This is a genomic window from Glaciimonas sp. OK215, from assembly GCF_057787885.1.
Genome location: NZ_CM173544.1, coordinates 6012867 through 6033293, shown reverse-complemented (window position 1 = coordinate 6033293; position 20427 = coordinate 6012867). Strand labels below are relative to the sequence as shown.

Below are 20427 nucleotides of genomic sequence, written 5' to 3'. Positions count from 1 at the left end.
CGGCGTGCGACGGCCCTCGGCTGCGTCAACGATGTAGTCCTTCTCGACGCGCTCCTACGGCGATCACGACCCGGCGCCTTTCGGACGCCGCACGGCACGTACCTTGCCGCTCCCTCCGCCGCCGCAGTAAAACAGGTCTGCGCCGTCGGACTCAAGCCCGCTGACGCCGGCGCCGCGCGGCATCTCCAGCCGCTCTAGCACGGCGCCGCTCTGCGGATCGATGCGGCGGATTTCGCTCTCGTCGCCTTCCCATGTGCCGTGCCACAGCTCGCCGTCGACCCAGGTCACGCCGGTGACGAATCGGTTGGACTCGATGGAGCGGATGATGGTGCCGGTGGCCGGATCGATCTGATGGATCTTGCGGTCGCGGTACTGGCCCACCCACAGGCTGCCCTCGGCCCAGGTGAGTCCCGAGTCGTAGCCGTTGCCGGGCGCCGGGATCGATGCCACCACGTTGCCGTTGGCGGGATCGATCTTGTCGATGCGCTGCTCGGCGATCTGGTACAGGTAGGTGCCGTCGAAGGCGGTGCCGGCGTCGCAGGCGCGGTCGAGCGTGCGGGTGGGCTCGCCGCTCTCGGGATCGAAGGCGATCAGCCTGGCACCGGTGGCGGCCCAGACGCGCTGGCCGTCGTGGGTCACGCCGGCCACTTTGTCGGCGCCGGCGAAGGGGCCGTATTCGCGCACGATCTCGGCCGCACGGGCTGCTGCCTGGGGTCTGTCTTTGCTGGTTTGACTGGCTTTGCGGGTCATCGCTGTCTCCTTGTGGCGCGCCTCGGACCGGCGCCGTAAGACAACTCTATTCCATCTGGAGCGCGGCGGGGAGTAACAAAATTGTCGTGAATCCCGCCAGCGGCGGCGACAGCCAGCGCTGCGTCCGTGCCCGCCCTATGGAGCGCACCCGTCCGGCGGCCTCCAGCTCGGCCAGCGCGCGCTGGACGGTGCGCTGGCTGGCCCCCAGGGCCAGCGCCAGGGCTGAGGTCGACCAGGCTGCGCCGTCGGCAAGCAGCGCCGCCAGCGATGCCTGGTCGCCGTCGATGGGCGGCGCCAGCACGACCACGGCGCGCTCGCCGAGCGGCTTGAGAACAAAGCCCCGTGTGGTGGCTTCGATCTGCGCCAGTTCTGTGACGAGCGCACGCAGGCGGCCGATCTCGACCCGCAGGCGCGCCCGATGTGTCTCGTCGGGGTGGCGCGTGTTGAATGCAGCCGCAATCAAAGCTTCCCGGTCGACACCGCCAGGCCACGCCTCGGCCAGCGCGCGCACCAGGGCGAACAGCACCGGCCGCCGCGCCAGCGGCTGCCAAGTGCTACCAGCGCCGGCACCCAGCCCGCGACGGCAGGCATCGACGACCAGCGCATCGGAAGCCAGCAGCGCTGCTACCTCGTCGAGACGCAGCGCCTGCTCGCCGCCGGCGAAGAGGCGCCGGGCGGCGGGACGACCGAGCGCGGCCAGCGCCTCCGCCACCTCGGCCAGCAGCGCCGGCACACGCGCGCGACCGGCTGCCTCGTGCGCACGGGCCAGCGCCGCCCGCGCCGGGGCGATGCGCAGCGAGCGCAACGCCAGCTCCGCCGCAGTCAGCTCGGCCACCGCCGCCAGCGACGGCGGCAGGCCACGCGCATCGAGTTGTGTCAGTGCCGCTTCGGCTTCGTCGAGACGGCCAAGCAGCAACAGCCTGCGCGCCGCGATGAGTCGCGCCTGCAGCGCGTTGGCGTGATCGGCGTGCGCCTCGAGCGTGGCCAAGGCCGCCGCCAGCGAGCGCGGCGAGCTGCCGAGGTCGCGCACGGCCAGCGCCACCTCGGCCTCGGCGACGACACAACGAGCGCGCGCCACCTCCTCATGGGCGCCGAAGCCGCGGGCGGCGCGCCGCAGCAGCTCACGGGCGCGCGGGTGCTCGCCAAGCTGAGCCATGGCGATGCCGCGCAAGGCCAGCGCCGGCGGGTCGTCGCGCAGGGCGACCCGCTTGAGGGCGCCGAGCGCGTCGCCGGCGGCGAGGGCGCGAGCGGAGGCGGCTATCAGGGAATCCATGGCGACAGGATACACCGCTGCGCTGATGTTGCCGCGGTACATCCGCTGAATACGCAGCTGATGTTTCTCTGTCAGCTCATCGGATTTGACGATGACGTTGACGGCCGGAACGCCGATTTCTTTGGTAAGTAAAACCGTCCCCCGTTCTATGAAGCCCTATCGCGCTTGATCTCGTCAAGCAGGGCCTGCGCCAGCGCCGGTTTCATGTGCCTGGTAATGCGGATCTCCCGGCCACCCGCGTGCGCATAAATATACGCGGTGCCGGTATACAGTTGCCCGGATACCGCTTCGGTCGTGATGCCAAACTTTGAGACATCTTTAAAGGCCAATTGCTTGCCGCCAAACACGATGCCTTCCTTTTTAAGGATGATGTCGGCGCTCTTGCCGGCCAACTTTTTCCGCAACAACAATACGCCGGCTGCCACCACTACAAGACTGGTCAGGCACGCAGTGCTTTTCTCACCGAGAACCCACACCAGTCCTGCTGCAATCAACAGCCATACCCAGAGCAAGATAAATAGATACCCCATGACGACGGCAGTAAACAGGGAGATTTGGTGGGCCTCGATGGGCCCCTCCTTGAAAGTCAGTTTGATGGCGTCGTCGGGCAGGGTTTCTTTCTCGTATTCTGCTTTGAACGTGCTTCGCATGTTCCTTTCTCCTGTTATCGGGCCGGGTTGATTACCGCACCGTCCCGACCTGACCACAACCTCCACGACGGTACCCTCCGGGCTGACGCGCTTCGCTTGCCCAAATTTTATAAAAAAGAACTCAACCCTTTGTTTCTGTCATGTCGTAACTTTCAACGACGCCTTTTTTATCAAATGAAACCCGTAGGTATTTTCCGCTAATGCCACTGGTACTGGTCACTAGGCTAGCGAACGGAATATAGCTCTTGCCACTCGTCTGTGCCATTTGCTAACCCAGAATTCCTTTCCTTCGTTGATCCCGGTTTCAGACGATCCACCAAAAGCGGCGCGCACCTCAGCCTTGGTCGTTTTTCCCCTAATAATTTTCTGTTGAATAGTTGTGGTCGATTCGGTAGCAATTGATGTATTACCTGTCGCGCATCCGGTTAGAACGGTCATGGCCATCATCATCGGATTTATAAAAACGTTAATTTTTTCCATGAATTTTTGTGTTTTCATTGATTAATAGATATTTCTGACGAGCCGAACACTTTTGGTCGGTACTTTTTGCGGTTCGCATTTGAAATAGCGAAGCGGCCCGATGTATATTGTGACTTAAACGCGGCTGACTTAAAAGCATCAATTTGTGAAACTCAAGGCTTATGCCGCTTATTTCACAAACTGCCCTTAAAACAGAGCCAACGGCTCGGGGAGTTCTTGCGGGAAATATGATCCGATTGCGTGCTGAAATGGGCTGGTCGCAGGAGATGTTGGCTTTTGAGGCAGGGCTGCATCGGACCTTTATTGCGCATGTGGAGAGGCAGGCTCGGAACGTCTCGCTGGACAATATCGAACGTATTGCACGTGCGCTGGGTGTACCTACCTATAAGCTATTGCAACCGCAATAATCAGTTGGTAAATATGCGCATCCAAATTAGGCTGTGTTTGCGTTGGCCGGAGACGACAATATGCAGTTCGTTGCGACAGGTAGACCTCAGACTGAAAGCGGTCATCAGTTTTGCGAGCAATTGACGACATTAGGGTCCACTGCAGTCATAGCAATTTTCAAGAGTCGGACTGTAAACGTTTAAGATAATCGGCGAGCCGAAGGCGAGTCAGGTTGACTGAGTGGTTAGGTACCACTTTTCGTAACTAGCTTTGCAGTATCGACTTGAAGTCGCCGAATTTCATGGATCATGTGATCCGGCCACTTCGCGCCAAAATGCTGATTGAAAAGCTTGTTGAGTGCCGGGAAATCGAGCAGTTCGATCATGGCGGTTGAGTGGGCCTCCTGTTTTGCAGGACCGGTGAAGGTACAAGTGGCCACAATTACCCCCTTGTTTGCCTGTCTTCGCGAGACTACACCCATGAGCTCGCGGACCGCCGCGACGCGAACCACGTCTTCGTATCGTTTGCACTGAATCAATACAAGAGCGCGGCCTCCGGCGTCATTTCTGCGTGCTTCAATGTCAACCCCTCCATCCCGTGATCTTTGCGTTACCACTACGTGGTAGCCGAGCTTTTTGTATAGCGCGCCTATCAAATATTCAAACTCGTCAGGACGGAGCGCAAGTAAAGCTTCACGAGGGTTTTCACGGTGAATGTAACGGCGCCGAATGATCGCCTCGGCGTCTGAGAGCCCACGAGCGCGACCGTCCGGTAAAAACTGGCAGTGCGCCGTGAAATACGCGCTCAGCGCGTTAAGAGCTTTGCCTGGGTAATCCGGCAGTAGATTAAGAATCCAGGTTATACCGTCCCACGGTAGAAACGGGGGCTCCACTAAACGGCGGATGAATTCGTGATCTGAAGTCAGCTTGATTAGTTCGGCATCTGGTAGAGATCGAGTCCACCGTCGAGTTGTCTCATCTACTCCCATAGTTCCGCCGCTGATCAAGAGGCAACGGAGTACTGTCTTGATCGTAGACTCCGTGTAGCTGTCTACCGAATCCAAGAACTCATCACGATGACGACCAGTCGGGAATTCGTAGTCGGCCAGTTCATGCTTGCGCTTGTATTCAGACGTAGTGACATATGTCAGCCATTCATCAAGCGTTAGATTGGCGGCGACGAGGACAGGAAGTTTACGATGCATGTGTGTCTTGTGAGGCCTAACATAAATCAATGCATTCCGACCCGAATTGACAAGGGATTTCGGATCCAAATCTTTTAAGCGACGTGGAAAATATTTTATGAATATAAATGGTAGCTAAATGAATCTTGCGTATCTTTCGTGCCTCATGAAGGTGCATAGTTGTATAGCTTACTACCATTCTTGAGGGAAATTAAAAATTTGCTTACACGGGCATGATTACGTCCGCCCCACCTGTTTACTGCCGCCATCGACCGTCGCCTGTGCATCACCTGACTGTTCCTATGCCGGACTTGCAGGCACGAGATAACCGTTACGGGAATCGCAATGCGGCGAGCAGTCATCCTGCTTGGTATCTAATTTGACGGATAATTTGGGCGAAAAAAAACCAACCTTGTCGGTTGGTTTTTTTTCACTATCTGTGCCACGGATTTTTCATTAACTTGGCACAGATTTCACTTCCCGTGACACCCAACAAATCAAACATCAATATTCCCAGCCTGCAGCGCATTCAACTCAATAAACGCCCGACGCGGTTCAACGTCATCGCCCATCAAGGTCATGAAGATCTGATCCGCAGCAATCGCGTCGTCGATCTGTACTTTCAACAAGCGGCGCACGGTGGGGTCCATGGTGGTTTCCCATAGTTGGCTTGGGTTCATTTCGCCCAGTCCTTTGTAGCGCTGTTTGCTGACGCCGCGTTCGGCTTCGTCGCGTAGCCAGGCCATGGCCTGGTGGAAATCGGTGATGGCGAATTCCTTGACCTTTTCGCCTGTGCCGCGACGGACCATCGCGCCGGGGCCGATGAGGCCTTTGAAGGTGGCGGCGGCGTTGCAGAGGACTTTGTAGTCGGAGCTGGTGACGAAGTCGCTGTCGATGATGCTGGCTTTGATATTGCCGTGATACATCCGCTGAATGCGCAGCTGATGTTTCTCGGTCAGCTCATCGGATTTGACGATGACGTTGACGGCCGGATCGCCGATTTCTTTGGTGAGTGCCTGTGCGGACCGTTCGGCATTTTCGGCGGTGTCGAGTTCGAGCGTGACGCCTGTCATGATCGCGGTCAGGGCGGCGCCGTCGATTGCGCGGGTCAGGCGCGTGATGATGGCGTTGGCGGTGTTGTATTGACGCACGAGTTCCGTGAGTGCCGGGCCGCTGATCGGATCGGTGCCCTGGCTTGGGATCAGTGAGGCGTCGTTCAGCGCGACCTGCATCATGTACTGGACTTCTTCGACGTCGTCTTTCAGGTAGCGTTCGTCTTTGCCGTGCTTGACCTTGTACAGCGGCGGCTGGGCGATGTAGATGTGGCCGCGCTCGACCAGTTGCGGCATCTGGCGATAGAACAGCGTCAGCAGCAGGGTGCGGATGTGGGCGCCGTCGACGTCCGCATCGGTCATGATGATGATGCGGTGATAGCGCAGTTTGTCGGCGTTGAATTCGTCCGGGCCGATGCTGGTGCCCAAGGTCGCGATCAGCGTGGTGATCTGTTCCGACGACAGCATTTTTTCGAAGCGCGCTTTTTCGACGTTCAGCACCTTGCCGCGCAGTGGCAGAATCGCCTGGAATTTACGGTCGCGTCCTTGCTTGGCCGAACCGCCCGCGGAGTCACCCTCGACGATGTAGAGTTCGCACAGCGCCGGATCTTTTTCCTGGCAATCGGCCAGTTTGGAGGACAGGCCGAGGCCGTCCATCACGCCTTTGCGCCGTGTCAGTTCACGCGCTTTGCGCGCGGCATCGCGGGCGCGGGCCGCTTCGACGATTTTGCCGCAAATGATTTTGGCGTCGTTCGGCTTTTCCTGCAGGTAGTCGTTGAGGGTTCTGGCGACGATTTCCTCTACCGGCAAACGGACTTCGCTGGAGACCAGCTTGTCTTTGGTTTGCGAGCTGAATTTCGGCTCCGGTACCTTGACCGACAACACGCAGGTCAGACCTTCGCGCATGTCGTCGCCGCTGGTTTCGACTTTGGCTTTCTTGGCGAAATCGTGTTCTTCGATGTACTTGTTCAGCACCCGCGTCATGGCGGCGCGCAGACCGGTCAGGTGGGTGCCGCCATCGCGTTGCGGGATGTTATTGGTGAAGCACAGCACCTGCTCGTTGTAGGCGTCGTTCCATTGCATCGAGACGTCGACCGTGACGCCTTCTTTTTCGCCGGTGGCCTGGAAAATCGTCGGGTGCAATACGCTCTTGTTTTTGTTGATGTATTCAACGAAACCGCGGGTGCCGCCTTCGAACGCAAAGAGTTCTTCCTTGCCGGTGCGCTGATCGGTCAGCTTGATGCGCACGCCGTTATTCAGGAAGGACAATTCGCGGATGCGCTTGGCCAGAATTTCGTAGTGGAATTCGACGTGCGTGAAAATTTCTTCGTCGGCCCAGAAGTGGACTTCGGTGCCGCGCTTGTCGGTGTCGCCGATGACTTTGATCGGCGATACGAGGACGCCGTCGATGGTTTCGATGTCGCGATTTTGCGGCACGCCACGGACGAATTCCATGAAATGGACTTTGCCATCGCGACGGATGGTCAGCTTCAACAGCTTCGACAAACCATTCACGCAAGACACACCGACGCCGTGCAAACCGCCGGAGACTTTGTATGAGTTCTGGTCGAACTTGCCGCCCGCGTGCAACTCGGTCATGACGATTTCCGCGGCGCTGCGCTTAGGCTCGTGCTTGTCGTCGAACTTGATGCCGGTCGGCACGCCACGGCCGTTGTCGGTGACGGAAATCGAGTTGTCGGAATGAATGGTGACGTTGATTTCGGTGCAATGACCGGCTAACGATTCATCAATGGAGTTATCCAGGACTTCGAATACCAGATGGTGCAGGCCGGTGCCGTCTGAAGTGTCGCCGATGTACATCCCCGGACGTTTTCGTACTGCTTCCAGACCTTCGAGGATCTGGATTGAGGACGCGCCGTACGCATTTGGTGGCGGCAGGTTGGTGTTGTCTTGAGGGATTGATGACATGGCTACCTTCTGAAAAGACTGCTACAAAAACATGAATCCAAAACTGAACCCGCAGCTTGCGGATTTCTTAAATGTGGCAAAGGGGCCGAAGCCCCCAAGTCACGACATAACTGCTTTGACGATTTTTTAACGACTTGGTACGGCTTAAGAGTGATTTCCCGATGGGGAAAATCAAATACGCATCGGCATGACGACGTATTTAAAGTCGGTATTTTCCGGCACGGTGATCAGCGCCGACGAATTGGCATCGCCGAGGGCGATATTGACGTTGTCACCTTTCAGATTGTTCAGCACGTCGAGCAAATAGGTGACGTTGAAACCGATGTCGACGCTGTCGCCGCCGTAATCGATTTCGAGTTCTTCAATCGCTTCTTCCTGATCGGCATTGGTCGAGCTGATTTTCAGGCTGCCCGGGGTGACGACCCAGCGCACGCCCTTGAACTTGTCGCTGGTCATGATCGCGGCGCGTTGCAACGAGCGCAGCAGACGGTCGCGGCCGATGGTGAAGTCGTTCTTGTAACCCTTCGGCACCACACGGGTGTAATCGGGGAACTTGCCTTCTACCAGTTTCGAGATCAGCTCAATATCGGCGAACGACAGCTTGACCTGGTTGTTGGCGATTTCCAGCTGGACCGGCTCGTCGGTTTCTTCCAGCAAGCGTTGCAGTTCGATAATGGTCTTGCGCGGAATGATGACTTCCTGGCGCGCGAACTCTTGCTCGGTGGCGACCTGGCAAAATGCCAGGCGGTGGCCGTCGGTGGCGACGGCGATGACGTTGTTGCCATCCAGCACCAGCAGCAGGCCGTTCAGGTAATAACGGATGTCCTGTTGCGCCATCGAAAAATGGACCATGTTGAACAAATGCTTCAGGGTCTTTTGCGGCAGCGTGACAGTGGCGTTGTACTGCTCGGCCTGGGCCACCGTCGGGAACTCTTCGGCGGCCAGGGTTTGCAGTGCGAAACGCGATTTGCCGGATTGCACCGTCATGCGCTTGTTGCTCAGCGTCAGCGATACTTCGCCGGATTCCGGCAGCGCGCGCAGAATGTCGAGCAATTTACGCGCAGCGACGGTGGTCGCTGCGACTTCAGCGCCGCTGCCGACATTTGCGTTGGTGGTAATTTGCACTTCAATGTCGGTCGACAGGAAAGAGACCTTTTCGCCGTCCTTGCGTATGAGGATATTGGCCAGAATCGGCAATGTGTGCCGACGCTCGACAATACCGCTCACGATCTGCAGTGGCCGGAGAAGGGTATCTCGGTGGGTTTTGACCAATTGCATAGCTATATCCTTATTATCTAAAATTCAACAAACATCGCTTCATTTTAACCATTCCACGCTTCCTTGAACCAGTCTATAAATGTAACTGAATTCGGCTGCCTGCAAATGACATAAGCAACAAATGTACCGGCGATTTACTGATTTTTTACCGTTTTTTTCACCGATTCCGGGGCGCTGGCGGGTAGCCGGCATGCACTTGTCGCAATCTCGCACTGCACAAAAAAACCACACTTGCAGCGTCGCCGGAATCACGCCCATCAAAGGTTATCCACAGGCTGGCAAGCACCGCAGGACTGACCTGAGCCATGCTTGCCGTATTTGCAAGATTAACCTTTCAGGGTCTGTTCCAGCACGTGCAGCTCGTGATTGCATTCCGGATTTTTGGTCCGGTCACCGGCGATCTTGCGGACTGCATGCAACACCGTCGTATGGTCACGGCCACCGAACAGTTCGCCAATTTCAGGCAAACTTTTTTGGGTGAGTTCTTTTGCCAGATACATCGCAATCTGGCGCGGCCGCGCAATATTCGCAGGCCGTTTCTTCGAATACATGTCGGCGACCTTGATATTGAAGAAATCCGCCACCGTTTTCTGGATGTTTTCGACCGAAATCTGGCGGTTTTGCACAGATAACAAGTCTTTCAGGGCATCCTTGACGATGTCAATTGTGATGTCTTTGCCGTGAAAACGCGAGTACGCCAGGATCTTGCGCAGCGCGCCTTCCAGTTCACGGACGTTGGAACGCAGATGTTTGGCGACAAAAAAGGCCACGTCGTCGGAGAAAGTCACTCCTTCGGATGCCGCTTTTTTAAGCAGAATGGCGACCCGCATTTCGAGTTCAGGCGGCTCAATCGCCACCGTCAGACCGGAATCGAAACGCGAAATCAGGCGGTCGTCCATACCGGTGATTTCCTTGGGATAGGTATCGCTGGTGATAATGATTTGTTTCTTTGCGGCAATCAATGCTTCGAATGCGTAAAAGAATTCTTCCTGGGTCCGACTCTTGCCGCCAAAGAATTGAATATCATCAATCAGCAATAAATCGAGCGAATGATAATACCGTTTGAAGTCGTCGAATCCCTTGCGCTGGTAAGCGGTCACTACGTCGCGAACGTACTGTTCTGCGTGGATGTAGCGGATTTTGGAGGAAGGATTATCCGCCAGAAGCTGATTGCCGATGGCATGGATCAAATGTGTTTTGCCGAGACCGACACCGCCATACAAGAACAGCGGGTTATACGAAACGCCGGGATTGTTCGCCACCTGAATCGCTGCGGCGCGGGCTAACTGGTTGGCTTTACCGGTCACAAAACTGTCGAAACTTAACGCAGTATTAATACGCGATTGGTCCCGCCGGGCGGTCACGGCGCTCGACTCGGCCTGCGCTTCCGGCATGCGATCGAAGTGGTTAACCGCGCCGCCATTGCCGGATGCCGGCCCCGCATTCGGATGCGCGCCATCCAATGCCACCGGCATATTCGAGACACTTGGCTTGCGCGCAATATTGGTGCGCGGGTCGAGCATGAACTGCACATCTATCGGCGCTTCCCAATATTGCGATGCCAAGGTCGTAATACGGCTGGCGAATTGCGTTTTTACCCAATCCAGCTTAAACCGATTCGGTGCTGCAATGCGTAGCCGGCCGTCCTCATAATCAATTGGGGACAGCGGTTTTATCCACGCACTAAATTGTTGAGGCGTCAACTCCTGCTCCAGCTGGGCGGAGCAACTCTGCCAGAAATTTTCCATGAATCGTCTAAGTGAAAGGATGTGGAAGGAAGATCGTTGCGCTCCGGGCGGGACCTTTCGGGATCTCTTAATGGCGGGAGCGCATGCCACAATAAGCCGCTATTCTACCCTTGCTGACGAAAGTTATCCACAGGCACGGCGTTTTATTGCCCGCTTGCCGGGTACAACAACCATCCATCAAAAATGCGCTAAGTGATTGACAGACAAGCAGAAAATGCGTTCTAATTCAAGGTTCACTGTCCGTTGAATTGCGAGATTGCAATCTTGACTGCTCGAATTGGCTGCTCCGACGCTGTATTAGACACACTATTCGGTTCGGACCAGATCGAACGGCAGGCAACGCGCAAAGTGTGAAGATCCGATTTATTTCTGCTGATTAGCGAGACCATAATGAAACGTACTTACCAACCTTCCGTTGTGCGCCGTAAGCGTACCCACGGCTTCCGTGCACGTATGGCAACCCGCGGTGGTCGCGCTGTGCTGAATGCACGTCGCGCCAAAGGCCGCAAACGTCTGGCAGCTTAAGCCGTACACCCGGCGCAGCTTGCGTGACAGGCGACCGTTCAGAGAGTTCGAAACTGAGCTATCCACGTGAACGGCGCATCGTTAAAACGGATGAATTTTCATCCGTTTTTCGTTTGCGCCCAGTTTACCGGACAGCCCATTTTGTTCTGTATACACGTGTCAATCCCTTGCCTGATGCCCAGGCGCGCTTAGGCGTGGTCGCAGCAAAACGACTGGCTCCGCGAGCTGTCACGCGTAACACCGTCAAACGGGTTACGCGTGAATTGTTTCGTCTGACGTCTTTGCCGCCCATCGACTGCATTGTGCGTTTATCGAAACCGGTAAACACCAAGGCAGGTCCAGCCACGACCGCACGTCTGAAACGGGAACTGCGTAGCGAATTGATGCAATTGTTCGCATCACAACGTGTTGTGGCCGGCAAGTAACAAGACGGGCATGCGATGAGCGTCTTGGGCGACACAAGAAAAAGATGCGGAAAAAGATACGGAAAAAGATACGGAAAGAGATGCGGAAAGCAATCATGAAAGCGACTTTACTGTTCCTGTTGCGCTGCTACAAATTGGGAATAAGCCCGTTTCTGGGCCAGAATTGTCGTTTTTATCCCAGCTGTTCCGACTATGCTGCTGAAGCAATCCGTACACATGGTGCCTTGAAGGGCTGCATGCTGGCCGCGCATCGTCTCGGCAAATGTCATCCCTGGCATGCCGGTGGGCTTGATCCAGTACCACCATCCCCGTCTGCATCCTCTGCCAAACCCTCTGCAACTTCCGCTGATCGATCATGCGGTTGCAGCCACTCCTGAATCATAGAGAACTACTCTTATGGATATCAAACGTACCGTCCTGTGGGTTGTATTTTCACTGTCGCTGCTATTCCTTTGGGATAACTGGCAACGACATAATGGCAACGCGTCGATGTTTTTCCCGAGCGCGACCCCAACCGCACCTGCCGTTGTTGCCGGCGCTGCCCCTGCCGTTGCCGCCGGCGCAACCAGCAGCGATGTACCGCAAGCTGCCGGCGCTGCCGGAACTGCGGCTCCAGCCAGTGCAGTCCCCGATACGGCAACTGCGGCCAAAGGCGAAACCGTCACCATCACCACCGACGTCGTCAAAGCCGACATTGACACGATTGGCGGTCAGTTGAAGCGTCTCGAATTGTTGAATCAGCGGGACACGGTTGATCCAACCAAGAACCTGGTGCTGTTCGACTCCAGCGCTACTCGTACTTATCTGGCCGACAGCGGCTTGATCGGCGGCAACTTCCCTAATCACAAGTCAACTTTTGTCGCGTTGCCGGGCGCCCGCACGCTGGACCAAGGCAACCAGGTACAACTGGTGCTGGAGTCGACCCAGAGCGGCGTCAAGCTGACCAAGACCTTCACCTTCAAACGCGGCGATTACGTGATTGACGTGAAGCACACGGTCACCAACGAAAGCGACGCACCGGTCTCGCCTTCGCTGTATCTGCAACTGGTGCGCGACGGCAACAAACCGGAAGGCGAACAACGCTTCGTCAACACTTTCACCGGTGCCGCGGTCTACACCGAAGCGAACAAGTTCCAAAAATTCGCTTTCGACAAGGTCGAGAGCAATAAAGCCGAACACGCCACCAAGTCCAACGACGGCTGGTTCGCGATCATGCAGCACTATTTTGTCTCGGCCTTCATTCCGCAAGACAAGGCGCCGCGCGAAATCTTCACCAAGAAAGTCGCTACCAACCTGTATGCGGTCGGCAATATCCTGCCACTCGGCACGATTGCTCCCGGCGCCAGCGTCACCATGGATGCGCGTCTGTTCTCGGGTCCGGAAGAATCAACTGTGCTCGAAGCCACCGCGCCTGGTCTCGAACTGGTCAAGGACTATGGCTGGCTGACCATCATCGCCAAACCCATTTTCTGGTTGATGACGCAAATCCACAAAGTCGTCGGCAACTGGGGCTGGACCATCATCGCGCTGACGATCATGATCAAGCTGCTGTTCTTCCCACTGTCGGCGGCCAGCTATCGCAGCATGGCGAAGATGAAAAAAGTCACGCCGAAGATGACGTCGATTCGCGAGCGCCACAAAGGCGAGCCGCAAAAGATGAACCAGGAAATGATGCAGCTGTACAAAACCGAGAAGATCAATCCGCTCGGCGGCTGTCTGCCGATCGTGATTCAGATCCCGGTCTTCATTTCCCTGTACTGGGTCTTGCTGGCCAGCGTTGAAATGCGTAACGCGCCGTGGCTGGGCTGGATTCACGATCTGGCGGCACCGGATCCGTTCTACATCTTGCCGGTGGTGATGGCGATTTCCATGTTCGTCCAGACCAAGCTGAACCCGAAACCGCCAGATCCGATGCAAGCCAAGGTAATGATGTTCATGCCGCTGATTTTCTCAGTCATGTTCTTCTTCTTCCCATCCGGCCTGGTCCTGTACTGGATCACCAACAACGTGCTGTCGATTGCGCAGCAATGGGTGATTACCAAGAAGATGGAAAGTACGAAATAAACACAGGCTCTGCATGCCGACTGTCGTAAAAAAGCCCGTGAACCAAAGATTCACGGGCTTTTTTGTTTCCTTTCGTTTCCGTAAGTAAATAACAATCGTAAAATCCATTCATGTCCTTCGATTCTTCCCCTATCGCAGCAATCGCCACTGCGCCCGGCCGCGGCGGCATCGGCGTGGTTCGTCTCTCCGGTAAACATCTCGGCGCTGTCATTCAAGCGGTCTGCGGTCTGGATGAAGCCAAACTGATTCCGCGCCACGCCACTTATCTATCGTTCAAAAATACTGACGGCAGCATCATCGATCAGGGCCTGGCGATTTATTTCAAGGCCCCGCATTCGTACACTGGCGAGGACGTGCTCGAGTTGCAGGGCCACGGTGGCCCGGTGGTACTGCAAATGCTGCTGGCGCGCTGTCTCGAGGCCGGCCGCGAAATCGATCTGCGCATGGCAGAGCCGGGCGAGTTCACGCAACGCGCCTTCCTCAACGACAAGCTCGATCTGGCTCAGGCCGAAGCCGTCGCCGACCTGATCGAAGCATCGACCGAAGCCGCCGCCAAGTCGGCATCGGAATCGCTCTCGGGCGCATTCTCCAAAGTCATTCATGCCCTGGTCGAACAGGTCATCAACCTGCGCATGCTGGTCGAAGCGACGCTGGATTTCCCCGAAGAAGAAATCGATTTTCTCGAAAAATCCGATGCCCGCGGCCAACTGGAAAAAATTCGCACCACCCTCGATAACGTCTTCAGTCAGGCCGCGCAAGGCGCATTGCTGCGTGATGGCCTGAATATCGTGCTGGCTGGCAAGCCCAACGTCGGTAAATCATCGTTGCTCAATGCACTGGCCGGGTCGGATGTCGCCATCGTCACGCCCATCGCCGGCACCACCCGCGATAAAGTGACGGAAACCATCCAGCTCGAAGGCATTCCGCTCAACATCATCGACACTGCCGGTATCCGCGATACCGAAGACGCCAGCGACGAAGTCGAGCGCATCGGGATCGAACGCACCTGGGCTGCAGTTGCCAAAGCCGACGTCATCCTGCACATGCTGGATGCCAATCATGGTCCGGCGCTGGCGGACGAAAGGATCGTCGCGCGCTTTCCCGACAACGCTCCGGTCATCCGCATCTGGAACAAGATCGACCAGTCCGGCCACCGCCCGGCGGTCGACGTCATGGGTGATGCGACCCACATCTATATCTCCGCCACAGATCATCTCGGCATCGACTTGCTGCGCACAGAACTGCTGCGTATCGCCGGCTGGCAGCAAACCGGCGAGTCACGCTACCTGGCGCGCGAACGCCACCTGATCGCACTCAAGGCCGCCCGCGACCATCTGCAGATCGCCGCAGAACATGCCGCCATCGACAATCGCATCAATGATCAGGCACTGGATTTATTTGCCGAAGAGCTGCGGCTGGCGCAGGACAAACTGAACAGCATTACCGGCGCGTTTACGCCGGATGATTTGCTGGGGGTGATTTTTTCGCGGTTTTGTATTGGCAAATAAGGGATCGCCCTACGACGCCAAACGTTGGTACGACGTTATAAGGTATTCTATGCAAGTAGCCATTGAGGAGAGCGCCATGAAAGTACTTATGACCGACAAAGTCCGAGCCCTACAAAAAGACCCCAAGGGAGCAGAAGCGCTACGCGTGTTTATCGCAACGGCCAAGCTCAATGAACCTCGCGAGATCAAGGTCGCCGACAATCGAGGCCAAGAACGCAAGTTCAGGGCCAGGCTGGTTCCAACTCAAGGCTAAGCCTGAGGGTGTGCGGGATTTTGTGTAAACGGAATTTCGTTTAATTCGGCGTCATCCGTTCTTCAAACTGAATTGTGAAGCGGTTGAGTGCTCCTTTCCAGTCCCGCAAGGGCATCGTCCACTTCTTGCTGATGTTGTTGAGTGCCAGATAAAACAGCTTGCTGACAGCCTCATCAGTTGGGAATGAACTGCGGGTTTTGATGACTTTCCGCAGGCTCATATTAATGGATTCAATGGCGTTGGTGGTGTAAATGACCTTGCGGATTTCCGGCGGGTAGTCGAAGAACGGCGTGATCCGAGCCCAATTTCGCCGCCAGGACAGGCTGATCGACTGGTAGTCCTTGTCCCACTTTGACTCAAATTCGGTGAGCATGAGTTCGGCTTCATCGACGGTCGCCGCACTGTAGATTCGCTTCAGATCGGTAGCCACTTCCTTCTGCACTTTCCAGGGAACGAAGTTCAGGCTGTTACGCACCATGTGAACGATGCATAGCTGAACAGCTGCTTTCGGATAGACCGCCTCGATGGCGTCAGGGAAGCCTTTCAACCCATCGACGCAGGCAATGAAGATGTCTTGCACGCCACGGTTCTTCAACTCGGTCACCACTTGCAACCAGAATTTGGCACCCTCGGTCTGAGCGATCCACAGGCCCAGCACTTCCTTGTGGCCCTCCATGTTCACGCCGATGGCCAGGTAGACGGCCTTGTTTCGGACAGCCCCTGTGTCGCGCACTTTGACGTGGATGCAGTCGAGATACAGAATCGGATACAAGGCATCGAGCGGCCGGGCCTGCCAGACCTTCACATCCTCGCTCACAGCGTCTGTGACGGACGATATTAGGCTTGGCGATACTTCGGCACCATAAATCTCTTCAAGGTGGCTCTGGATCTCCCTGACCGTCAGGCCACGGGCATACAGGGAGATGATCTTGTCGTCGAAGCCGGTCCAGCGGGTCTGATGCTTGCTGACGATTTGCGGTTCAAACGCGCCTTGACGATCGCGGGGAATATCGAGCGGGAGTGCGCCGAAATCGCCTTTGAGCGTCTTACTGCTGTGGCCGTTGCGAGTGTTGGCCGTGTCGTTGATCACCGCGTCGCTTTTGCCGTGACCGAGATGGTCCGTCATCTCGACCTCCAGCGCACGCTCGACCAACATCTTGGTCAATTGCTTGAGCAAGCCATTTTCGCCAATCAGGTCTTCAGGTTTTTTGTAGTTGGCAAGCAGGCTGTCCGCCAGCTTGACCAGTTCAGGATCGGGCTTGGCCCGTTTGCTGCGTTTTACGTAGGTCATTTTTTCCTCTATGGTGGCAGTGTCCTGCCAAATGACCGTTTACACAAAACTAAATACACCCTCCTAAGCCTTGAATATCGCATTCCCTGCGGTCTTTCTGTTTCTTCTTTTATCACCGGGTTTCGTCTTCCATCGGTTCTATCAGGCGCGTGAGGTCCGCGCTGCCGACTTAACACCATTTAGCTCAACTGTGCTTATGGCAACCACCGTAGCACTAGTTGTGAACTCGGCAGTTATTGCTGCCGCAACCTATTGGGGTGGTTATTTATTCCACTTAGGTGGAATGGTTCGGTTACTCGTTGGAGGTACGTCGAACGGTGCAGAGACACTTCTTGCCCCTATCTATCATCGGCTGGATGCTCAGCCATTCGAACCACTCTGCTTTTTTATAGCGACAAATATACTGGCCGCGGTTTTTGCCGGTATATGGCGTTTCGCTGTCTCTTATTTCCGTTTTGACCACCCGTCTTTTCCCCTCTATCGGCAGATACGACCTCCTGCACCTTGGTATTACCTGTTCAGCGGCATCGACGTTACAGATAAAGCCCCCGACGCTGTCGTCGTGTCGGCCATCGTACCGTTCAAAGATGTTTCCTATCTTTATACCGGGCTATTAGAAGACTATGAACTCACCGATAAAGGCGAACTGGATCGGATCGTCCTTTCGAATGCTGCCCGCCGCAACATTAAAGATGACCGCTCCGAGTTCGACTCTTCGCCTCAGCTATACGACCCTAAGAGATTCTACCCAATCGAGGGTGATTGCTTCGTTTTGCGATCATCGGAGTACACCACACTCAATATCAAATTTTTGGTACTGGAGGATGTTGCGCCGGAGAGTTCAGCCTAGCTTTTGTATCGGAAAATAAACGGTCGTCCTACGTTACCAACATCGCGTTTTGAGCACACAAGATCACATACATTTAGCTTTGCGTACTCAAAATCCAGAAACTGCATCTGCCCTCAATACCCCGCATCAAGGCCCTGAACGGCTTATCGCCGCATTCTTTTGCGCCAACCGCAGCAGCCCCATGTTGATTTCGAACGATCGATCAGGCGGGTTGGCGTTGGCCTTGGGGGTGTGGTACTCCAGCTTCAGGTTGTTGTCGGTGGAAATCCACAGTGCGCGGTTCAAGCCCGCGCGGTCGAGCAGTGCGTCCACTTGCGGCGGCGCCAGCAACAGGTCGCCGCCGATGTTGGCGAAGCTGCGTCCGGCCAATTCGCGCACCGGCTGCAGTTGCGGCGCAGCATCGAGGGCGGCCACGACGGCAGGCGCAGGTTGGGCGTGGGCAGCATCGTTGGTGGCGATCAAAATCCCCTGGCCACCCACCACGTACAGCGACACATAGGAAAACTCGGCCCGCAACGTGGCAATGATGGTCGAAAGGTCGGTTGCGGCCATGTGGTGCAGTTGCACCCACTGTTGCAGTACGCCGTCGGGACGCAACTTGGCGCGCGCCAACTGGTAGAACTCGCGGTTGTAAAGCGATGCCGCACCGGCGAACCAGATGGAGGTGATCTCGATGCTGATCAGGTCATATTTCCGCCGCGTCAGCAGCAGCAAGTTGCGGCCGTCGGTAATCTGGGTCTGCACCCCGGGCTGCTGCGATACCTTGCGGTTGATCCCTGAAAAGTAGGTGTCGGCCAGTGCCACCACGTCACGGCTGAGTTCGGCAATGTCGATGTGGGCAAAGCCTGCATCGTGCAGCACGCGGCTGGTGGCGCCGGTCCCATACCCGATGACAAGGGCATTCTCGCGCCGCTCCTGGTGCAACAAAGGTAATGCCGCAAAGCCAATCTGCGCCTGGACTTCGCCCAGCTTCGCATCGTTGCCCTGAAATTTGCCATTGGTGAGCAAGGTAGTCACCACGCCGCCATCCCTGGGCTGACGCGTCACCATCGTCAAGCCGCCATCGATGCTTTCGGCATGGTCGACCACGGTTCCCCATTTTTGCACCATGAAGTACACATTCGCGCCGCCACTCAGCATGTCGTAGTCCAGCCGTGTTGGGCTCGCGGCCACCAGCGCTATCCCACCCGCCAGCGCCGCAGCCAAGCGCCAGCGCGTGCTGTTCTTGACGGCGGCGGCGGTCACCACGGCAGCCACTGCCAGTGCACTCGCCGCCACGACCTTGCCCGCCGCCAGCCCGCCCAGCCAGGGCAGCAGAACAAAGCCGAACAACAACACGCCGGCAATGTTGCCAAGCGTGTTGAGCGCCGCGCTCAGACCCAGCATAGTGATGCCGCGCCGCGCGGTGGCCGTGGTGGCCAGGTCCATTGCCAGCGTGTAACTGGCGCCGATGCACAGCGTCGGCGGAATCATCACCAGCGCGCAAACCAGGCCGCGTACCGCCTCGCGCGCACCGAATGAGGTAACCAGCGGAAAACCGCCAAACCCGGCGAAATAAGCCGGAATCATGTCCCAGCCCCAAGCGCCCAGCGCCACCGTCGCCGCCAACGCCAACTGCGTGACTGCCAGCCATGCAGCGCGGTCAATTCCGGCGCGCCCGATCAGCCGTCGCCCGCCTTCGCCACCGATGGCCAGGCCCACCAGGAAGGTCGCCAGCATCAGGCCAAAGGCATACACGCTGTTGCCGGCGACGATGGACAGCAGGTGCACGTACACCACTTCCAGCCCCAGCGACAGCATCCCGCCCAGGCCGAGGGCCAGCCAGGCGCCCGCGAGCACGCGCGCACCGCCGCTATCGGCTGGCGAACGCATTCCGCCACCAGCCGCCGGGTTGACCCCGAGCGCGGCACGAGAGGCGACTCCCAGCCTTTTGGCAAGTGCCAGCGCGCCCACTGCCACCAGCAGATTCAACAGCGCTGCAATCAAGGTGGTGGCATGTACGCCAAATAACGGAATCACGGCATAACTGGCGAGCAGCGCGCCCAGTGCAGCGCCTGCCGTATTGCAAGCGTATAGCCAGGCCACGGCCTTCCCCAGCCGGTCGCCGAGCGGGTTCAACGCTTGCGCCAGCAGCGGCAGCGTGATGCCCATCAAGACCGTGGGTACCAGCAGCACGCCGGCCCCCAGCGCCACGCGCAGCACCAGCAAGGCGGGCGCCGCCGGAGCGAGGTCGGCGGCGAGAAATACATAGGCTCCCTGAATCGCCGCAAACAGTGCCGGCGTGGCCACGCAGAAGGCCCCGATGGCCAGTTCAACCAAGGCGTAGGCCACGACCGGGCGCACGACACGGGCGGCCAGCGCGCCGCCGATCAGCGAACCGATCGCCATACCGCCCAGAAAGGTGGCCAGTACGGTAAAGGTGGCAGTGGCGGTGCTGCCGAACACCAATGCCAGTTCCTTGGCGAACAGCACCTGATACACCAGCGCCGCCGCACCGGAGGCGAAAAACATCAGGCCCATCCGGCGCGTCAATCGTGGGGTCAGGTTTGCCGCCATAGGAAGTTCGCGCTTCACTTGTTGAATAGGGTACGGATCGGGGTGTTAACTACCTAACAAAACATAAACGCCAGCATTGCCGCATCTTCCTCGATGAACAAGAGCGCTGTCACGGACCATAGCAATGCGTAAGCTGGGGCAGATTTAGCCTTCAAGAGAAGTCTGCTAATCAAAGGCGCGTCCATCCATATTGTGATTTCCGTCATCTGTTCCTGGAACCGGGAT

The 20427-nt window shown here is 57.0% G+C and carries 18 protein-coding genes; 8 read left to right on the top strand and 10 right to left on the bottom strand.

What is annotated here, in order from left to right:
• Positions 1–63: 63 nt before the first annotated feature.
• The 4 genes from AC3CHX_RS27865 to AC3CHX_RS27850 all read right to left on the bottom strand — a co-directional run bounded on the left by AC3CHX_RS27865 (position 64) and on the right by AC3CHX_RS27850 (position 3153).
• A complete protein-coding gene (locus AC3CHX_RS27865) occupies positions 64–750 on the bottom strand; it encodes a Vgb family protein (protein ID WP_488631179.1) in 687 nt (228 codons plus the stop codon).
• 46 nt (positions 751–796) lie between these two features.
• The gene (locus AC3CHX_RS27860) at positions 797–2023 is read right to left on the bottom strand and encodes a helix-turn-helix domain-containing protein (RefSeq protein WP_488644957.1); all 1227 of its coding nucleotides are present in this window, start codon (positions 2021–2023) and stop codon (positions 797–799) included.
• Between the two features lie 146 nt (positions 2024–2169).
• Positions 2170–2673, bottom strand: coding sequence for a hypothetical protein (locus tag AC3CHX_RS27855; protein WP_488631178.1), 504 nt, complete (start codon positions 2671–2673; stop codon positions 2170–2172).
• Between the two features lie 219 nt (positions 2674–2892).
• Positions 2893–3153, bottom strand: a complete 261-nt coding sequence (locus AC3CHX_RS27850) for a hypothetical protein (RefSeq protein WP_488631177.1) — start codon at positions 3151–3153, stop codon at positions 2893–2895.
• A gap of 161 nt (positions 3154–3314) precedes the next feature.
• Between AC3CHX_RS27850 and AC3CHX_RS27845 the strand changes: the two genes are divergently transcribed.
• Complete coding sequence (locus tag AC3CHX_RS27845; RefSeq protein ID WP_488631176.1) at positions 3315–3560, top strand: helix-turn-helix domain-containing protein; 246 nt, start codon at positions 3315–3317, stop codon at positions 3558–3560.
• A 224-nt stretch (positions 3561–3784) separates the two neighbouring features.
• On the opposite strand, the gene AC3CHX_RS27840 is transcribed toward AC3CHX_RS27845, so the two are convergent.
• The 4 genes from AC3CHX_RS27840 to dnaA all read right to left on the bottom strand — a co-directional run bounded on the left by AC3CHX_RS27840 (position 3785) and on the right by dnaA (position 10730).
• On the bottom strand, positions 3785–4744 hold the full coding sequence (locus tag AC3CHX_RS27840; protein WP_488631175.1) for a restriction endonuclease: 960 nt from the start codon (positions 4742–4744) through the stop codon (positions 3785–3787).
• Between the two features lie 476 nt (positions 4745–5220).
• On the bottom strand, positions 5221–7704 hold the full coding sequence (gene gyrB, locus AC3CHX_RS27835; RefSeq protein ID WP_488631174.1) for a DNA topoisomerase (ATP-hydrolyzing) subunit B: 2484 nt from the start codon (positions 7702–7704) through the stop codon (positions 5221–5223).
• A gap of 171 nt (positions 7705–7875) precedes the next feature.
• Positions 7876–8982 carry a DNA polymerase III subunit beta gene (gene dnaN, locus AC3CHX_RS27830; RefSeq protein ID WP_488631173.1) on the bottom strand — a complete coding sequence of 369 codons (1107 nt, stop codon included), beginning with the start codon at positions 8980–8982 and terminating at the stop codon, positions 7876–7878.
• A 326-nt stretch (positions 8983–9308) separates the two neighbouring features.
• Positions 9309–10730, bottom strand: a complete 1422-nt coding sequence (gene dnaA, locus AC3CHX_RS27825; RefSeq protein ID WP_488631172.1) for a chromosomal replication initiator protein DnaA — start codon at positions 10728–10730, stop codon at positions 9309–9311.
• 390 nt (positions 10731–11120) lie between these two features.
• Here dnaA and rpmH point away from each other — a divergent pair, with 390 nt between their 5' ends.
• From rpmH to AC3CHX_RS27795, 6 genes are all read left to right on the top strand, one after another.
• On the top strand, positions 11121–11255 hold the full coding sequence (gene rpmH / locus AC3CHX_RS27820; RefSeq protein ID WP_061535510.1) for a 50S ribosomal protein L34: 135 nt from the start codon (positions 11121–11123) through the stop codon (positions 11253–11255).
• Between the two features lie 23 nt (positions 11256–11278).
• Complete coding sequence (locus AC3CHX_RS27815) at positions 11279–11680, top strand: ribonuclease P protein component (protein ID WP_488631171.1); 402 nt, start codon at positions 11279–11281, stop codon at positions 11678–11680.
• Positions 11681–11775: 95 nt separating this feature from the next.
• A complete protein-coding gene (gene yidD, locus AC3CHX_RS27810; RefSeq protein WP_488631170.1) occupies positions 11776–12057 on the top strand; it encodes a membrane protein insertion efficiency factor YidD in 282 nt (93 codons plus the stop codon).
• Between the two features lie 19 nt (positions 12058–12076).
• Positions 12077–13744, top strand: coding sequence for a membrane protein insertase YidC (gene yidC, locus AC3CHX_RS27805; RefSeq protein ID WP_488631169.1), 1668 nt, complete (start codon positions 12077–12079; stop codon positions 13742–13744).
• A gap of 110 nt (positions 13745–13854) precedes the next feature.
• Positions 13855–15252, top strand: coding sequence for a tRNA uridine-5-carboxymethylaminomethyl(34) synthesis GTPase MnmE (gene mnmE, locus AC3CHX_RS27800; protein WP_488631168.1), 1398 nt, complete (start codon positions 13855–13857; stop codon positions 15250–15252).
• A 76-nt stretch (positions 15253–15328) separates the two neighbouring features.
• Complete coding sequence (locus AC3CHX_RS27795) at positions 15329–15505, top strand: hypothetical protein (protein ID WP_488631167.1); 177 nt, start codon at positions 15329–15331, stop codon at positions 15503–15505.
• A gap of 40 nt (positions 15506–15545) precedes the next feature.
• Here the strand turns inward: AC3CHX_RS27795 and AC3CHX_RS27790 are convergent, their stop codons facing one another.
• A complete protein-coding gene (locus AC3CHX_RS27790) occupies positions 15546–16796 on the bottom strand; it encodes an IS256 family transposase (protein ID WP_488629134.1) in 1251 nt (416 codons plus the stop codon).
• A gap of 70 nt (positions 16797–16866) precedes the next feature.
• On the opposite strand from AC3CHX_RS27790, the gene AC3CHX_RS27785 reads away from it, so the two are divergent.
• Entirely contained in the window at positions 16867–17646 is a 780-nt protein-coding gene (locus AC3CHX_RS27785; protein WP_488631166.1) for a hypothetical protein, read from the top strand.
• A gap of 126 nt (positions 17647–17772) precedes the next feature.
• On the opposite strand, the gene AC3CHX_RS27780 is transcribed toward AC3CHX_RS27785, so the two are convergent.
• Positions 17773–20202: a fused MFS/spermidine synthase gene (locus AC3CHX_RS27780; RefSeq protein ID WP_488631165.1), complete on the bottom strand. Its 2430-nt coding sequence runs from the start codon at positions 20200–20202 to the stop codon at positions 17773–17775.
• Between the last annotated feature and the right edge of the window lie 225 nt (positions 20203–20427).

Excerpts from the sequence above, each read along its gene's own strand:
- AC3CHX_RS27865 (WP_488631179.1), bottom strand. The coding sequence starts at position 750 with ATGACCCGCAAAGCCAGTCAAACCAGCAAAGACAGACCCCAGGCAGCA.
- AC3CHX_RS27860 (WP_488644957.1), bottom strand. The coding sequence starts at position 2,023 with ATGGATTCCCTGATAGCCGCCTCCGCTCGCGCCCTCGCCGCCGGCGAC.
- AC3CHX_RS27855 (WP_488631178.1), bottom strand. The coding sequence starts at position 2,673 with ATGCGAAGCACGTTCAAAGCAGAATACGAGAAAGAAACCCTGCCCGAC.
- AC3CHX_RS27850 (WP_488631177.1), bottom strand. The coding sequence starts at position 3,153 with ATGGAAAAAATTAACGTTTTTATAAATCCGATGATGATGGCCATGACC.
- AC3CHX_RS27845 (WP_488631176.1), top strand. The coding sequence starts at position 3,315 with ATGCCGCTTATTTCACAAACTGCCCTTAAAACAGAGCCAACGGCTCGG.
- AC3CHX_RS27840 (WP_488631175.1), bottom strand. The coding sequence starts at position 4,744 with ATGCATCGTAAACTTCCTGTCCTCGTCGCCGCCAATCTAACGCTTGAT.
- gyrB (WP_488631174.1), bottom strand. The coding sequence starts at position 7,704 with ATGTCATCAATCCCTCAAGACAACACCAACCTGCCGCCACCAAATGCG.
- dnaN (WP_488631173.1), bottom strand. The coding sequence starts at position 8,982 with ATGCAATTGGTCAAAACCCACCGAGATACCCTTCTCCGGCCACTGCAG.
- dnaA (WP_488631172.1), bottom strand. The coding sequence starts at position 10,730 with ATGGAAAATTTCTGGCAGAGTTGCTCCGCCCAGCTGGAGCAGGAGTTG.
- rpmH (WP_061535510.1), top strand. The coding sequence starts at position 11,121 with ATGAAACGTACTTACCAACCTTCCGTTGTGCGCCGTAAGCGTACCCAC.
- yidD (WP_488631170.1), top strand. The coding sequence starts at position 11,776 with ATGAAAGCGACTTTACTGTTCCTGTTGCGCTGCTACAAATTGGGAATA.
- yidC (WP_488631169.1), top strand. The coding sequence starts at position 12,077 with ATGGATATCAAACGTACCGTCCTGTGGGTTGTATTTTCACTGTCGCTG.
- mnmE (WP_488631168.1), top strand. The coding sequence starts at position 13,855 with ATGTCCTTCGATTCTTCCCCTATCGCAGCAATCGCCACTGCGCCCGGC.
- AC3CHX_RS27795 (WP_488631167.1), top strand. The coding sequence starts at position 15,329 with ATGAAAGTACTTATGACCGACAAAGTCCGAGCCCTACAAAAAGACCCC.
- AC3CHX_RS27790 (WP_488629134.1), bottom strand. The coding sequence starts at position 16,796 with ATGACCTACGTAAAACGCAGCAAACGGGCCAAGCCCGATCCTGAACTG.
- AC3CHX_RS27780 (WP_488631165.1), bottom strand. The coding sequence starts at position 20,202 with ATGGCGGCAAACCTGACCCCACGATTGACGCGCCGGATGGGCCTGATG.